Source organism: Limibacterium fermenti, assembly GCF_041902845.1.
GTDB classification, from domain to species: domain Bacteria; phylum Bacteroidota; class Bacteroidia; order Bacteroidales; family Dysgonomonadaceae; genus Limibacterium; species Limibacterium fermenti.
The window spans coordinates 2038738-2054149 of sequence record NZ_CP159486.1 but is presented as its reverse complement, the minus strand read 5'-3'; the positions used below and the strand labels follow the sequence as shown (position 1 = coordinate 2054149).

Here is a 15412-nt window from a genome sequence, read left to right as displayed (position 1 = left end):
GTAAATTAGCAAATTAGTAAATTAGCAGATTAGCGGATTAGCAGATTAGGGAATTAGATTATGAAAGTCAAAAACTGGATATTGCTCAACAACCAGGTAATGGTTAAGAAGGATGACGAGTTTCAATTTGAAAAAGATAAAGAAGCCGTCCGTTCGTATTTTCTGGAATATGTCAATAAGAACACGGTGTTTTTCTATACATTGAAGGAAAAAATCGATTACCTCATCGAAAACAAGTATTATGAAAACCTGCTCGAAGTGTATTCTTTCGAAGATATCAAGCGGGTGTATGATTTGATGTACGCCAAGAAGTTCCGCTTCCCGTCGTATATCAGCGCGTTTAAGTTCTTCCAGAATTACGCCTTGCGCGACGACAGCGGCGAGAAGTTCCTCGAGCGCTATGAAGACCGGCTGGCGTGTACCGCACTCTACCTGGGGCACGGTGATATCGATCGGGCATTGGAGTATGCCGAATTGTTTATCAACCAGGAATATCAGCCGGCGACGCCGACCTTCCTCAATGCCGGAAAGAAACGTTCCGGCGAGCTGGTGTCGTGTTTTTTGGATGAGATAGGCGACAGCCTCAACGGCATCGGCTATGCCATCCATTCATCGATGAAACTATCGTCGATAGGAGGGGGCGTATCGTTGAATATTTCCAAGCTTCGCGGCCGTTCGGAAGCCATAAAGGGTGTCGAAGGCCGTGCGAGCGGGGTTTTGCCCGTGATGAAGTTGCTGGAAGATGTGTTTTCGTATGCCAATCAGCTCGGGCAACGTCCCGGCGCCGGAGCGGTTTATCTGAACGTCTTCCATTCCGATATCGAGGAGTTTCTCGATTGCAAGAAGATCAATGTGGATGAGAAAGTACGCATCAAATCGTTGTCAATCGGCGTGGTGATTCCCGACAAGTTCATGGAGCTTGCCGAAAAAGACGAACCGTTTTACGTCTTCTATCCCCATACCGTCTATCAGGCATACGGCTGCTATCTCGACGATATGGATATGAATAAGATGTATACCGAATTGATCGATAATCCCGCCGTGCGCAAGAAAAAGCTCAATGCCCGCCTGTTGCTGGTGAAAATAGCCCAGACGCAGAAAGAAAGCGGCTATCCGTATCTTTTCTTCAAGGACAATGCCAACCGCGAACATGCGTTGAAGGATATCGGCGAAGTGAAATTCTCGAATCTTTGCACCGAAATCATGCAGTTGTCGGAAGTATCGGAGATTAACGATTATTACGAAGAGGATGTCATCCGCCGCGGCATTTCCTGCAACCTCGGGTCGCTGAATATTGTGACGGTCATGGACAATAAACGCATCGCCGAAGCGGTGAAGACAGCCGTCAGTTCGTTGACGACCGTGACGGATATTTCGAATATCGACATTGTGCCGTCTATCAAGAAAGCCAATGAAGAGTTGCACAGCGTGGGGCTGGGGGCGATGAACCTGCACGGCTTTTTCGCGAAGAACTTTATCTCGTACGAAAGTACCGAAGCGCTCGACTTCTGCAACGTGTTTTTTATGATGATGAACTTCTATTCGCTGGAGCGTTCGATGGAAATAGCCCGGGATAGGGGAGTGACGTTTAAGGACTTTGATAAGTCGGAATATGCCAAAGGGACGTACTTCGACAAATATCTCGAACGGAATTATCATCCGAAAACCGAACAAGTGAAAGCGCTTTTCGAAGGTATTTATGTTCCTTCCGTCGACGACTGGGCGCGCCTGAAAGAGCTGGTTATGCAGCACGGCCTGTATCATGCTTACCGGTTGGCGATAGCGCCCAATCAATCGACTTCGTACATTATGAGTTCGACGGCTTCGGTGATGCCTGTGGTGGATACCATAGAGGTGCGCGAATATGGCGACAGCACGTCGTTTTACCCCATGCCTTACCTCACCAACGACAATTATTTCTTCTACAAATCGGCTTACGATATGGATCAGATGAAGGTGATGCGGTTGATCTCCGTCATTCAACGGCATGTCGACCAAGGCATATCGACCATCCTTCACACGAAGAGCAGCGATACGACTCGCGATTTGGCTCGATATTATATTTATGCTCATAAGATCGGACTGAAATCGTTGTACTACACCCGCACACGGAAGACGACGGTGGAAGACTGCGTTTCCTGCTCCGTTTAATTATCAATTACAAATTACAAATTACGAATTACAAATTACGAATTACGAATGACGAATTACAAATTACAAATTACAAATTACAAATTACAAATTACGAATGACGAATGGACGGAGTTCCGTCCGGCGACTGGCAACCGGAGACTGAAGACTGAAGACCGGAGACCGGAGACCGTTGACAATAATAAAGCATTATGAAACAATTTAAAGCCGTAAACTGGAATACTCCCGAGAACGATTATGTGGAAATGTTCTGGGAACAAAACTTAAAGCAATTCTGGATCGATACCGAGTATATTCCCTCGAAGGATATCGATTCGTGGAAGTCGCTCTCGCCCGAAATGCGGGAAGCCTACAAAAAAGCATTGGGCGGACTGACGCTGCTCGATACTTTGCAGAGCCATACGGGCATGCCCAAGCTCATCGACCACATCGACGGGTTGCAAAACCGGTCGGTGCTTTCCTACATGTGTATGATGGAGGCGATTCATGCCAAATCGTATTCGACCATTTTCACTACGGTGACCACGAGCGCCGAGATCGATGCGGTCTTCGAGTGGGCGGCGAGTAACGAGCAACTCCAGTTCAAGGCCAAAACCATCGATGCCCGTTACCGGAAACTCGACAAGGAGAACGTTTCCAAAGAAGATATATACGTGGCATTGGCCGCTTCCGTTTTTCTGGAAACATTCTTGTTTTACAGCGGATTTTTCCTTCCTTTATGGTTGGCGGGGCAAGGGCAGATGGTTGCCAGTTGCGACATCATCAAAAAGATTATTGCCGATGAGTCGATTCACGGCGTGTTCGTCGGCTTATTGGCGCAGGAGATATTCGATACGTTCAGCGACAAGAAAAAAGAATCGCTCCAAACCGGTCTGTATGCGTTGATGGATGTGCTTTATGAAAACGAATTGAAATATACCGATCATGTTTACAGTGATATAGGACTGGGAGCTGAAGTAAAGGAATATATTCGTTATAATGGCAACAAGGCGTTGATGAATCTGGGTTTCGAACCCCGTTATGAAGTGGGGGAAGTCAATCCGATCGTATTAAATGGGTTGAATGTGGAAACAACGCAGCATGATTTCTTCTCGAAGAAATCGACGAACTATGAAAAGACGTTAGAGGTCGTTCATCTGCATCATGATGATTTCAATCTGGAGAAAGAGCTGCAACTGGATATTTAGAAACTCCCCGTTTCACTCGATGATTTCATACTTCGTCTTGCCGATGAACAGCCACACGGCTTTTCGCAGACCTGGCTTGCCGGCCAACTGCGGCGAAGCGGCGTAGCGCTCCAATTGCGCCGCCGAGGCTTTCCTTATTTCGGGCAGGCGGTCCGTATCGCTTTCCTTCACATACTTCAACTCGATGATCCATTCGTAGGGAATGTCGGGCAGGTGTGAGCTGCGTTCGAGGAAGATATCGATGTAGCCGCCCTCCACCTCCCGTTCGCTGAAAGGAAGATAAATCTTCGACTGAAACAATACCGAGAGCAGCATTACCTTGATATATTTTTCGTCGAAACGCATCAGGTCGCGGTTGGAAAGCTTGCTGAAAATATTCTTGCTCACATAGTCGAGCAGCGGAACCCCATTGCCGTCATACGCTAAATCCCTGACCCCTAACTGCCATTCCGACAAGTTCAGTTGCACCTCCCTGTTCGTGTCCGCAATCATCTGCATAAGGTATTCCCAGTATATCGTGCGGATGGAATAGTTGGGGATTTTAAGCCATAGCAATCCGCGATCGGCCTTGTCTATCGTCAGCAGTCCCATGTAGAACAGCAGCGAAACAAAGTGTCCGGTATCGGCGAGGTTATCGATAGAGAACTTGGTTTTGATTTCCGAATAGATGCCGTCGTCGCGGATGATTTGCAGCAGCGTTTCGCGGTTTTCCCTGTTCATTGTGAGGCGTTGAAGCCGCCCGTAATCGGTTTTCAGATTGTCGTCGATGATGTTTTCCGGCTCTTTGCCGGTCATGCGTAACTGGTTGAAGTAATATAGCAGCATGGTCGGATTGTAGACCCTGCGGGGCGCATCCTTATGGAACTTATATCCGTCATAATAGTTTTGGATATCCACCTTTGCCAGTTTTCTGTTCAGGCCTGTTTCTTTTATAATGCCTTCGACTTCTGCTTGGGTAAAACCAAGCATCTCGTTATAGCGCTCCTCCACCGTCAGGTTCGAGGCGATGTTAAAGCCGCTGGTTAGGTCGTCGATCATTACGGGCGAGATGCCGGTGATGAAAATGCGACCCACCGCATCGGAAGTACCGATCTTCAACGTTTCATAAAAATCGCGTACGATACCGTTGGCACGCACCTGCTTCTTATAGATGGCATCCACCCCCATTGCGATCAGGTCATTGGCGAAATGGTCGTACTCGTCGATGATGACGAAGATTTTCCGGCCCACATCATTCGCCGCATCATAGGCTATGCGTAGCACAGCTATGCCCGGCTGCGTTTCATTTATATTCCGGATCAATTCATCGGCGTTTGCGAAGATAATGCGGTATTTAGACAAAAAGCCGATAGCCGATTGCTGCACGACATTGGCGAAGGACTTTCGGAAGGTCTCTTCATCGTGCGTATCGACCCCCGAGAAGTTAAATGCCATGACCAGGTAGCTGTTGCGCTCCGGCGTGGGATGGCTGCCGATGTAAAACCGACCGAAAAGCTCTTCGAAACGGTTTGCGCTGTTGATGTCATAATACCACGACAACATCGATAAGAACAGGCTCTTCCCGAATTTACGCGGGCGGATAAAGAATTGATAGGGATTGGCTTCCCGCTCCAATGATTCGATATAGGACGTCTTGTCCACATAATAATAGTTGTCTTCTATTAAGCGGGCGAAATTGCTGATGCCGTAAGGTAAACGTCTGGATGTGTCCATGCTGATCTTGTTTATTTGTTGTTTACAAAGGTAATTATTATTTCTGTTGAAAAGGATACGAAGCGGAGCGAATGTTCCGTAAAGAAAAGGAGCCTTTATGCGTCTAACGGCGGAAAACGATACCGGTCAAATCGGTATGGCATACTGTTGTTTGATGGTTCCCAATACGAACGTGCTGTTGAGGTGGCCGATGCAGTCTATCCCGCCTAAGGTGTTCAACACGAAATCCTGATAATGCTTCATGTCTTTGACGTGAATCTTGACCATAAAATCATATTCGCCCGAGGTGTTGTAGCATTCGGTGATTTCCTTGATGGACATGACGGCCGAGATAAATTCTTTTCCGTATTCTTTGCTATGCTGTTTAAGGCGGATATTGCAGAAAACGGCAAAACCGTTGTTTAGTTTCTCTTCATCGAGCACGGCGATGTATTTTTTGATATATCCTTCCTTTTCCAGTTTCTTTATCCGCTCGAAAACGGGCGTCGGCGACAGGTTGACTTGGGAGGCGATTTCTTTTGTCGTCAGGTTGGAGCTTTCTTGCAGGATCGTTAATAACTTAATGTCTGTTTCGTCTATTGCTGCCATATAAATAATTATTCTGTTTTAATCAGTAAAATCAGCTCTTTTCAGAATGAAAATCGATGAAATGATGCAAATATAGATATATTTTCCGTATTTATCGCATTTGATAGATTGAATAGTGAAAATGGCTATCTTTGCAAATGAAGTCGGACATCAAAGGTCTAACGTCTAATGACCGCAGACTGGAGACTAAAGACCGGTGACGTCATACATTATATATCATACATCTTAAACAATTATGTGTAATCATCAAACAACAAGCAGAGCCGATACGGTCGGCAGTTTTTTACGTCCCGAACGCTTAAAAGAAGCGAGGGAACAATTTGCACAGGGAACAATCAGCCGTCAGGAACTTTCCGCAGTGGAGGATGAGGAAATTCTGAAGCTGATTGACAAACAAAAGGAAGCGGGACTCACCGTTGTCAGTGATGGTGAGTTTCGCAGAAGTTATTGGCATCTGGATTTCTTCTGGGGCTTCGAAGGCGTTGAGCACGTCAATATGGGGCAGGGATATCTGTTTCATGGCGAAGAGACCCGCGATGATTCGGCGCGCTTGAGCGGCAAAATTCGTTTTACGGCCGAGCATCCTTTTTTGGCGCATTTTCGTTTTTTGAAAGAAAATGCAGGAGAAGGCATTGAGGCGCGTCAGAGCATACCGGCTCCCGCGCAGTTGTATGCCGAATTAGTCCGAGGGGTAAACGAAGAGAAGGTAAATGAGATTTATCCGGACAGGAAGGTATTATTTGCAGACATTTCACATGCGTATCACGAAGCGATTCTTGCCTTTTATGAACTGGGATGCCGCGATTTGAAATTGGATGATTGTACGTGGGGCATGTTGTGCGATAAAAACTTCTGGGCGACAATGGCGGGTGCAAATTATAATGTGGAAGATTTAAAGGAAACCTATCTGAAGCTGAATAACGATGCTTTAAAAGATCTGCCGGCCGACCTGAAGCTATCGACCCATGTTTGCCGCGGCAACTATCATTCCACATGGGCTTCATCGGGCGGATACGAACCGGTGGCGGAAGTGTTGTTCGGAAAAGAAAACGTGGATTCGTTCTTCCTTGAATTCGATGATGAACGTTCGGGCGGTTTTGAACCTTTGCGGTTTGTATCGGGTAATAAGAAAGTGGTTCTCGGGTTGATAACCAGCAAGCATCCCGAACTCGAAGCAAAAGAGCAGATTAAGGCTCGAATAAGGGAAGCGTCGCAATTTGTTCCGTTGGATAGGCTTTACTTGAGTCCTCAATGCGGATTCGCCTCTACCGAAGAAGGAAACAAACTAACCGAACAGCAACAATGGGACAAGGTCCGGCTTATTTCCGATATTGCTGCGGAAGTCTGGAGTGACCGGAAGGAGGGGTGTTCATAAAAATAGCAAAGATATTTCGAGGATATGGATGTTTTTTTAGTTATCTTTGCGAGTCAAAAGTTCTTTTTATAATTTCTTCAACCGATAAGGTGCCCTTTTAGAAAAGGGATAATAGGGAATCACGTGCAAATCGTGAGCTGTCGCGCAACTGTAAGCACGCCGAATATTTCTGCCCCGTTAAAATCCACTGTTCCGACGTTCGGGATGGGAAGGATAGCAGAAATCGTGCAAGTCAGGAAACCTGCCTTCATCCGGATGGACAATGCTTCGCGTTAAAAGCAGGTTGTCAGGTGTATACTATTCTTCTTCGTGTGAAGGGAAAGTATGTCCTTTTATTACCTCACATTATTTTATCAGCGCTTGCATTACAGAGTTCCGAAAAGAGTTCTTAGCTATTTATTTTAAAAAGTTAAAAGTAATGCAAATATCAATACTGGGCTATCCGCGAAAAGATAGCCGTTGTGAAAGGATAAATGTGTACGAAAGTTCCGGCTGTTTGTTTACCGGTCATAAAAGTAAGGGATAAGGATGGAATGGCTTTATTCGCTTCTTTTTGAGGATGGCGTTGCGCATAGCATTCTTTTGTATGCGTTTATTATCAGTGCAGGGGTGGCGCTGGGGAAAATTAAAATTTTCGGTATTTCCCTGGGCGTGACCTTTGTCTTGTTTGTCGGACTGTTTATCGGGCATCTCGGATTTACCATCCATCATGATATTCTACATTTTGTCCGGGAATTCGGACTCATTCTGTTTGTTTTTTCCATCGGCTTGCAAGTCGGCCCCGGTTTCTTCTCTTCCTTAAAGAAAGGAGGAATGAAATTGAATGCCTTGGCCGTTACGGTGGTTTTTCTCGGAGTAGGCGTCACGATTGCCTTATATTATCTGCTCGACGGGCGGATATCGATGCCGATGATGGTCGGGATATTATCCGGGGCGGTTACCAATACGCCCGGACTCGGAGCCGCTCAGGAAGCTCTGAGTCAGTTAGCTTCGTCGGGGAGGGCGGAAGAGCCTATCGCCTTAGGATATGCAGTGGCATATCCCTTGGGAGTTACAGGGATTATTTTGTCGTTGTTGCTGATTCGGTTTGTGTTCAAAGTCGATTTGAAAAAGGAGAACCGGGAGGTATCCGATACCAATGATTCCCAATCGGAGAAAATTGAATTTTTGACGGTCAAATTGACGAATAAACATTTCGACGGACGGAAGCTTCATGACATAAAGGCGCTGATAGGATGGAACTTTATTGCGTCGCGAATGATGCGCGACGGACATTATTCGGTGCCCATCGGCAATACCGTATTGCAACAGGGAGATATCCTTTTTGTGATAACATCCAAAGCCGCTGCGGAAGCGGTGGTCGCTTTTCTGGGAGAGACGACCGAGCTCGACTGGAAAGAGTCGGAAAAAGTGCTTGTTTCGCGTCGCATTATCATTACTCAAAACAATATAAATGGAAAGACGGTCAGCGATTTGCAGTTCCGCTCCATGCTGGGCGTGAATGTTACCCGTGTCCATCGTTCGGGTATCGATCTGCTGGCCGGTCCCAATCTTGTCTTGCAGGTAGGAGATAAAGTCACGGTGGTCGGCGAACTGGATGCCATAAAAAAAGTGGAAGATATACTCGGGAACACCCTCAAGCGGCTGGATCATCCCCATATCTTTTCCTTTTTCATGGGCATTGTATTGGGGGTTTTAGCAGGCAGTATTCCTTTTTTTGTTCCCGGCATTCCGATGCCGGTGAAATTGGGACTTGCAGGCGGCCCGTTAATCGTAGCGATTCTCTTGGCCCGGTTTGGGTATAAACTGAAAATGGTTACCTATACCACCCAAAGCGCAAATCTGATGCTGAGGGAAATGGGTATTGCTCTCTTTCTGGCAAGTGTCGGCATTGGCTCCGGAGGACAGTTCGTAGAAACGGTTGTTTCCGCCGACGGATTGCTTTGGATTGCTTGTGGTTTTATTATCACCATTATTCCATTGTTGATCACCGGATATATAGGCAAGAAGGTGCTCAATTTGAATTACTTTACGTTGATGGGACTGTTATCGGGAAGTATGACCGATCCTCCCGCCCTGGCGTATGCTAATTCGCTGGCAGATAATGATGCACCGGCCGTAGCTTATTCTACGGTATATCCGTTGACGATGTTTCTCCGTGTGATATCGGCTCAGATGTTGGTGTTGATCTTTTTGTAAGGGTGATTGCAATGACACAGACTATATTCGTAAAACATTGGAGTGCCGGGGAGATTTTTGCTTGTTGAAAGTGGGTTTCTTTAAAGGCGTTTTAGTGTGATTTTCTTCAATTTTTATTATTCGACGAGGTAAGGGCGTTAGTAACTAACGTCCTTACTGTTTTTTCCGGTCAAACGGCTTTCCACAGCGCGATGCCTTTTTTCATCTACCTTCTTTCGTCATTCCGCGCTTGACACGGAATCCCCATAATAATACACACCTCCTTTTCATTACAAGTTATGCTTTTAAAAAATTAATATTCTTCTTCTAATTCAAGTTTCGCAAGCCATATCGTTGCAACTCACCTTCGCCTCCCGATGTTTTGTGACCCGGTATCGTTCTCGTTCGCTAAAAGAGTAGAACTCGCTTCGCTCAAACAGCTCCTCTTTTTACACTCGTTGCGAACGCCGGGTCCCCACAAAACATCTAAAGGGCTCCGTTTGAGTTGCAACGATTACAAACACACTTGCGAAACTTGAACTTCTAATATATTTTTGTTTCTTTTATATGGTGTTTTCTAAAAATTAGATCTAATGAAAATGATACTTTCCCATTCGTTTGTCCAAACATTAAGTTCTCGTTTTATTCCGGTTTCTAAGCTGAATTTATTGGATTTTTGATATTGAATACTTCCTCCATAATGTGTAGTTGGGGCAAATGGGGAATACTTAAGTTCCCCTGGATGTGCGTTTAGTCTTGCGTTAGTCGAATAACTTCCGAAAATATTTAATCCGATTATATCCGAAATTTCTATATGGGTTGAAGCGTTTATTGTAAAGTCATTATATAATCCTTTTAAATTCCTGAATCTATACGCAGACCCACCTACATTCATATTCCAATATTCGGTTGGCTGCAAGATAATGCCGACCGTTGCACTATTTACAATGGCTATTCCGGGTATTTCTTCCACCCTGCCATATAGGTAAAGGGCATGAGGGCTATTATTGTCTGTCCTAAATAGTATTGCGTTGGGATCTACAGCGTTCGAAAAAAATAGGTGATAGCTGCTGATGGAAAGGGCTGGGACAGAAGGCATCCGGTAGATAACAGGTGCTTCTTCGAGTATTGGTTTCCCCTTAATTATTTCGGGTCTCGATAAATTGAATTCCCATTCAGGGATGGGACTATATACGGTAGGTGTTTCTGTATGTATTGGGGAACGTTGAATAGTTAAGGAATCTTGCCGACGTTCTTGACAGATTATCGGCAAGATGTATATATAAAGAAGGAGAATAGCAATCCATATTTTTTTTATATCTGTATATTTCATTAGTGCAATCTTATCGAATTGAGAACCGTTGTTTATTATGAAATTCTATTATCATTTTTATATCTGTCATTTTTGTAACAAGTCAAGAAATTATATCCCCGTTCTTTAAATTAATTAGTAATATTAACGAGAGGAAACTCTTTGACATATAGTATTTTCCAATATATCCTCAAATGGATAAATCCTTTTGCATTTTCTCACTTCACTCAAATTATATTCTAAATAAATAATCATATAATTAGGGTTTGCTTATTAATTCCCGCTCATGCACAAAATCTCATTTGTGGCTTAACGGAATGCAAGTTTATATTTCTCAGTTTCATTATGTTTGATAGGATCGGGACAAAAATAGATAGAGGGATATCCCTCATGTGCCGGATCAGGTTCAACACAAAAATGATAGCTCCTATCCAACTGTTTGACGTAGTGGACAATCTAGCCCGGATATTATTGAGATTATATCCACGCTTGCCCTGACCGAACTTTCCTTCAACCTGGTTGCGTTCGGCCGCTTGCTGTCGCTCTTTACGTTTTTGATACGCGGTCTTGCTTTCCTTCACCGGCTTTCTGCCCAGTGGCTCGCCGGTGAACCGGATCCTTTTCTCTTTCAAAAATCGGCGGTTCTCCCGGGTGAGATAAATCTTGTCCACCTGGACCAACTCCGGATACTTCCCGGTCAGTTCCCTGAACCGTTCAACCTGTGCCTGGAGATCCTGCCCCTCGTTGAAGGCATCCCAGTCAAAATGGTCCACCCGGACATATCCATCCACCAGGCTGATATTTATCTTGGCGCCAAACTCCGTTTTCGCCTTCGTCTTACCACGGACGATGGGGCGGACATGCGGCTGGTGAATGCTAACGATGCGGTCCTCCACTTGATGGCTTCTCTTCCTGTACATTGTTTCCTGCTGTTCCAGCAAGTGCTGGATGACAAAAAAATATTTCATTTGCATCCTGTCGAAAGGAATCGGCGTATCCCCCATGCTGTCAAGTATCCTGTTGATGGAACCTATATCCCGTTTCAGGTAGTTGATCTGCTTGCGTATGGCCTTGCGTAACACGTTGGCCGGTTTTCTTTTCATTTTTGACACGTTCAAAAAATCCTTACGGGCAACCCTTCTATAGGTACGGGGTTTATCTTGAAGGTCCAACTTCAAACACAGTTCATCTATCAGCTCCTCGGCCTTCTGACGGCTATCGTTCAACAGGTCCAGGTCGGTGGGATACTTGATATCCGCGTCACAGACGGTTGCATCCATCTGGAGCTTCCCCTTGTTCCCCGGATGCGGGGCCTGATCATCATTATCACCTTCATCCTCTACTTTCATGCCGGTATCATCCGGTTGCGACCCGGTTTTGAGTCTCAATCCCTTCCTTATCAGATCATCCGTCAGAGACTCGAACACATCCAGGTCGATGCGCTTCCTGATGGATACCAACAGTGATGGTGTCATTACCGGTTCATGGGTGAAAGCCTCGAGTCCGAGAAAATACTGCATGTAAGGATTTTCACGGATTATCTCGATCACTCCACGGTCGTCCGCCTTGATGATGTGCTTGATGACAATCACTCCCAGTACAAGACGGGCATCCTTGGTGGGCGCACCCCGGTTGCTCCTGAAGTTTTTGTAATAGAGCCGCGAAAACTCCTCCCAGGGTACTATTTTTGAAAGCACAACCCAACGGTTATGCTCATCCAATTTTGCCTCGAAAGGCATCTTGAACTCTGAAATTGAAAGTTGCAGGGGACTCTTGTATCGTATCATAAATTGCAAGCATTATGGAGTAAAAATACTCATTTTATTGCAGTTATACAAATTATAAAGGACTTATTTTGCTGATTTTAAGCATAAAGACCATTTGTTCAGCAGACCCTAATTAATAATGAAAATATAAACAGAAGCGAGGTTAACCTCGCTTCTGTTTATCACAATAAACTCTTTAAACGTTATGAGGAATTAAGACCCTTATATTCATAATGATTCTATAGATATTTATGAATGTTTTAATAATCGAGTCCACTTTAATTATTTTGAAGAAAATCAATAGAAAATAGACTTGACAAACAGCCTTTTACAAAATGACTTTCTCTTATTTGGGACTTTTCCAAGTGCACTCATAATTGATATTTGATAATCATAAAGATATAATTGACCAATATCCTATTCCTCTGTGCCAAGCGCTGAAATCAGATGTAATATTTCTATTATCTTTCCTTACAACATAAGCCACGTGATAATCCAATGGCGAAGACCCCGTGTCATAAGATAAAGAAGGATCTCCTTTAACTGGGGCAGGAGCATGCTTTAATCTTTGGTCAGTTCCAACACAAGCTTCAGAGGAATAGTTATACCAAGCTCCTAGAAACCCCTTCTTTCTAAAATGATGTTTACCGGAGATATGTTTACGGTCTTGTAGATTATTAAGTGGTTCATATGTAGTGTTGTCTAAAGAAATTTGGTTCCTTCTCTTACCCGTATCACTATATATCATTTCATTAACGGAGATGATATAATAGCCATTCAGGTCTGTTGCTCTTGTTTTCAAAGCTTTTTCAGTAGTTTCAGCAGGGAAGGTTAATTCCAAATCCACTAATTGTTTGTATGTATTAATATCTTTCATATTTACAATTTTATCATCAATATAAACATCGCCATTTGAATTCACAATTTTAGATAACGCAGGATCACTGATTGGAAGATACGCTGAATAATCATCATTATATTCAGGAAAATAGAGGGCACTGTATTTCTGTTTAAATTCCTCATAACCGCCGTCTCTATCATAATAATATTCAGCATTTTTCATCGCGTCTTGATATATATCATAGAGTGATTCAAAGCCATCGATATTCCAAGATTTATCCTGTATATAAATATATACATCTTTTGTCACCTGTCTTGTTAAAACTTTTCCCTGATTTTTAATTTTGTTCAGTAAATTCTGCAATTCTTCTTGATTTTTGAACGATAATGTATTATTTTTTAATTCTACATTATCACCCATTACATTGACATAATCTGTTTGTTCAATAAAACTCTCGTCATTACTACAAGAGGTAATGAAAATAATAAATGTAAACAGAGTAAACACTTTACACTTTAAAAAAAAGTTTTTTTCATCTTGTTCATAATAAGAAAATTAATCGAGTGAATAAATTATTGTTACGAATATAATATTATATTCGTAACAAAGATATGGTATTTAATTTTATAAAAGTATACTCCTATGAAATTTAACGCCTAAATATGCATAAGGCTCTTACTATGATGTATTTATTATTTGAAATTTAACGATTGAATTTATACCGGATTAATCTCATCCTATTTAACAGGAGCAATCGGAGTTGAATTTTTGTTATCAGAGAATGATTTTACATTTGAGTTTGTCGATATTTTGACAAAAAGACTTATCAAATTTTTGATCATCTTCAGTAGTGAGTCGTGTTTTTGCGCCATTTTGTATTGAAAAACTGCGTAGACAACGCTAATGTTCTTATTCTTTTATTCCCGTCAAACGCTTGAAACGGTTAGACAGGCCGCTTACCATACTTTTCCGTTTCTTTTCCGAACCGATTTCGATTTAAAACGTTTAGTAAACATTAATCATTTTAAAACGACAAAGAGAAAAAAATGGGTATCATTAAAAGTATCCTCGACACGGATCTTTATAAATTCACTACCAGCTATGCGTATAGTAAACTCTTTCCGCGCGCCTACGGAGAGTTTGAGTTTGTCGACCGGAGCAACGGCGATTATCCGGATGGTTTCGACCTGTTGGTGCGCAGGGAACTGGAGACAATGTCAACGCTCGCACTGACGATTGATGAAGAAGCTTTCGTGCGGAAAAGTCTGCCGTATCTTCCGCCTATTTATATCGACTTTTTAAAAGGTTTTCGTTTTGATCCGGCTGAAGTACAGGTATGGATGGAGGATCACAAACTGCATATCAAAGCTTCGGGATTGCTTTATCGCGTGACTTTGTGGGAAACGCCTGTCCTAGCTACCATATCGGAACTTTATTTCCGTGAAACCGGACAACAACCCGATTTGAAGTATATGGAAGAGTCGGCTATCGAAAAGGCCCGGAAAATGAAGGAAGAGCATATCACTTTTTCGCTTTTCGGTATGCGCCGCCGGTTCAGTTTCGATATTGAAGACCGCGTTACCGAATTGCTTAAACAGCATGCCGGCGACAGTCTTTTCGGAACGAGCAATGTCTATCTGGCGTATAAGCATAAAGTGAATGTTTCCGGTACCCATCCGCATGAATGGGTACAGTTTCACGGATCGATCTACGGCTATAAAATGGCCAATTATATGGCTATGGAGGATTGGATAAATGCGTACGACGGTGATTTGGGCACCGTGCTCACCGACACGTACACCACGGATATCTTTTTGCGTAACTTCAGCAAAAAGCATGCGGCTTTGTTTACCAGCCTCCGCCATGACAGCGGCGATCCTTTTGTTTTTACCGATAAAGTGGTCCGCCGTTATGAAGAGCTACGTGTCAATCCCAAGCTTAAATATTTGGTTTTTTCCGACGGGCTCAACGTCGATAAGGCGATCGAGATCAAGAATTATTGTGGCGACCGGATAGGGGTTACTTTCGGTATCGGAACCAATCTTACCAACGATGTAGGGAACAACATCAAGGGCATGAACATCGTCATGAAGTTGTTCCGTTGTAAGATGACGGCTAAAGAGCGTTGGCAAGAGTGCATTAAATTATCGGATGTCGAAGGCAAGCATACCGGCAGCGAGCGGGAAATACGCCTTGCACAGGAAACATTAGGCTTGGTTTAGTCATCGGTCTCCGGTCATCGGTCTCCAGTCAATTCGTCATTTGTAATTTGTAATTTGTAATTTGTAATTAGTAATTAGT

General features: G+C 43.7%; 10 protein-coding genes and 1 riboswitch. Of the genes, 5 read left to right on the top strand and 5 right to left on the bottom strand.

Going from position 1 to position 15412, the window contains the following annotated elements:
• The first annotated feature begins 60 nt into the window (after positions 1–60).
• Both nrdE and nrdF read left to right on the top strand, forming a co-directional pair.
• Complete coding sequence (nrdE, locus tag ABNK31_RS09060; RefSeq protein WP_418895329.1) at positions 61–2151, top strand: class 1b ribonucleoside-diphosphate reductase subunit alpha; 2091 nt, start codon at positions 61–63, stop codon at positions 2149–2151.
• Positions 2152–2342: 191 nt separating this feature from the next.
• Positions 2343–3338 (top strand): class 1b ribonucleoside-diphosphate reductase subunit beta, encoded by a 996-nt coding sequence (gene nrdF, locus ABNK31_RS09055; RefSeq protein ID WP_321579360.1) that lies wholly within the window; start codon positions 2343–2345, stop codon positions 3336–3338.
• A gap of 12 nt (positions 3339–3350) precedes the next feature.
• Here the strand turns inward: nrdF and ABNK31_RS09050 are convergent, their stop codons facing one another.
• A complete protein-coding gene (locus ABNK31_RS09050; protein WP_418895328.1) occupies positions 3351–5051 on the bottom strand; it encodes an AAA family ATPase in 1701 nt (566 codons plus the stop codon).
• Between the two features lie 126 nt (positions 5052–5177).
• On the bottom strand, positions 5178–5639 hold the full coding sequence (locus tag ABNK31_RS09045; protein ID WP_418895327.1) for an Lrp/AsnC family transcriptional regulator: 462 nt from the start codon (positions 5637–5639) through the stop codon (positions 5178–5180).
• Between the two features lie 235 nt (positions 5640–5874).
• Between ABNK31_RS09045 and ABNK31_RS09040 the strand changes: the two genes are divergently transcribed.
• Together ABNK31_RS09040 and ABNK31_RS09035 are read left to right on the top strand one after the other, a co-directional pair.
• Entirely contained in the window at positions 5875–7014 is a 1140-nt protein-coding gene (locus ABNK31_RS09040) for a 5-methyltetrahydropteroyltriglutamate--homocysteine S-methyltransferase (protein ID WP_418895326.1), read from the top strand.
• Between the two features lie 70 nt (positions 7015–7084).
• A riboswitch (cobalamin riboswitch) is annotated at positions 7085–7278 on the top strand.
• Between the two features lie 264 nt (positions 7279–7542).
• On the top strand, positions 7543–9213 hold the full coding sequence (locus ABNK31_RS09035) for a putative transporter (protein ID WP_418895325.1): 1671 nt from the start codon (positions 7543–7545) through the stop codon (positions 9211–9213).
• A 556-nt stretch (positions 9214–9769) separates the two neighbouring features.
• Here ABNK31_RS09035 and ABNK31_RS09030 read toward each other — a convergent pair.
• From ABNK31_RS09030 to ABNK31_RS09020, 3 genes are all read right to left on the bottom strand, one after another.
• Positions 9770–10525 carry a hypothetical protein gene (locus tag ABNK31_RS09030; protein WP_418895324.1) on the bottom strand — a complete coding sequence of 252 codons (756 nt, stop codon included), beginning with the start codon at positions 10523–10525 and terminating at the stop codon, positions 9770–9772.
• Positions 10526–10788: 263 nt separating this feature from the next.
• Entirely contained in the window at positions 10789–12291 is a 1503-nt protein-coding gene (locus tag ABNK31_RS09025) for an IS5 family transposase (protein ID WP_418895323.1), read from the bottom strand.
• Positions 12292–12661: 370 nt separating this feature from the next.
• Positions 12662–13531: a hypothetical protein gene (locus ABNK31_RS09020; RefSeq protein WP_418895322.1), complete on the bottom strand. Its 870-nt coding sequence runs from the start codon at positions 13529–13531 to the stop codon at positions 12662–12664.
• 626 nt (positions 13532–14157) lie between these two features.
• Between ABNK31_RS09020 and pncB the strand changes: the two genes are divergently transcribed.
• Entirely contained in the window at positions 14158–15333 is a 1176-nt protein-coding gene (gene pncB / locus ABNK31_RS09015) for a nicotinate phosphoribosyltransferase (RefSeq protein ID WP_418895321.1), read from the top strand.
• The last annotated feature ends 79 nt before the right edge of the window (positions 15334–15412 follow it).